The sequence below is a fragment of the Acetobacter oeni genome, assembly GCF_011516825.1.
GTDB classification, from domain to species: Bacteria; Pseudomonadota; Alphaproteobacteria; order Acetobacterales; family Acetobacteraceae; genus Acetobacter; species Acetobacter oeni.
In genome coordinates, this window is record NZ_WOTA01000096.1 from 1 (window position 1) to 704 (window position 704).

At 56.7% G+C, this 704-nt stretch carries 1 protein-coding gene; it reads right to left on the minus strand.

From position 1 onward, the window contains the following. Window positions 1-704 (minus strand): IS5 family transposase gene (locus GOB90_RS18735; protein ID WP_173572229.1). Its coding sequence is split into 2 segments (ribosomal slippage), with 705 coding nucleotides annotated over them: window positions 1-398 and window positions 398-704; the frame shifts between segments, so codons are not numbered across the junction. This gene is flagged as partial in the annotation.

The following is a 704-nucleotide window of genomic DNA, read 5'->3' on the forward strand; positions in this document are numbered from 1 at the left end:
GAGTTGCACGGCAGCGAGAAAGGTTGACTTCAGCTTGTCGTAGCGTGTTGCGATGCCTCTGAAATGCTTCAGTCTGGCGAAGAAGCGTTCGATGATGTTTCTGTTTTTATAAAGCAGGAAGCTGGTCTTCCGTGGATTTCTACGGTTTCTTTTTGAAGGAATGACCGGTGTGATCTCCCGATCTTCGAGCTTATCAATCAGGGGATCAGCATCATAAGCCTTATCAGCGATGAAGGCTTTGGGATCGACTTCATCCAGTAAAGGTTCTGCTTCAGTGATATCGGCTCTCTGTCCGGGCGTCAGGGAAAGGGCGACAGCCTTCCCGGCAGCATCGACAATGGCGTGGATTTTCGTGGTCAGTCCCCCACGGGACCGTCCGATGGCCTGATCCGCGCCCCTTTTTTACGGGCGCCAGCGCTGTGCTGGTGAGCCCGGACGATCGTGCTGTCGATCATCATGTATGCGTTGTCGTGATCAGCCGCCAGATGCCGGAAAATCCGTTCGATCACACCACTTTCGCACCAGCGGCGCAGCCGTCTGTGAACGTTTTTCCAGTCCCCGACCCGGGTCGGCAGGTCGCGCCCGGGAATGCCAGCGCGATACCGATACAGCACCGCTTCCACAAACAGACGGTTATCCGCGGCCGTCCCGCCCACATGGCCTTCCCGGCCCGGAAGAAGATCCCTGATCTGCTCCCACTGACT